Source organism: Streptococcus suis (genome assembly GCF_002964045.1).
In the GTDB taxonomy this organism is placed as follows: domain Bacteria; phylum Bacillota; class Bacilli; order Lactobacillales; family Streptococcaceae; genus Streptococcus; species Streptococcus suis_U.
The window spans coordinates 1-398 of the sequence record NZ_POPB01000481.1; the positions used below are offsets into that span (position 1 = coordinate 1).

Here is a 398-nt window from a genome sequence, read left to right on the forward strand (position 1 = left end):
AAAAATGGAATTACCCTTTATCATCATGACAAACGACGGAGTGGCTTGGTTGTGGAGGAATTTCTAGGGGATTATGCGGGCTACGTTCATTGTGACATGTGGAGTGCTTATCGCCAATTAGACAAGGCTCAACTAGTTGGTTGTTGGGCTCATGTTAGGAGAAAGTTTTTTGAGGCGACTCCTAAGAAGACAGACAAGACTTCTTTAGGAGCTAAGGGATTAGCTTATTGCGACCGCCTATTTGCCCTGGAGAATGACTGGGCTGACTTGTCTACTGAGGAGCGACTGCATAAACGACAGACAGAGTTGGCTCCCTTGATGGACGAGTTCTTTGATTGGTGCCGTGAACAGGCTGTCTTGCCAGGCTCCAAATTGGGTACTGCAATAGAGTATAGCCT

1 protein-coding gene is annotated in these 398 nt (G+C 46.7%); it reads left to right on the forward strand.

Translation table 11 applies throughout. The features are described from left to right. On the forward strand, window positions 1-398 hold a 398-nt coding region (locus tag C1E99_RS12155), incomplete at both ends, for an IS66 family transposase (RefSeq protein WP_153060221.1).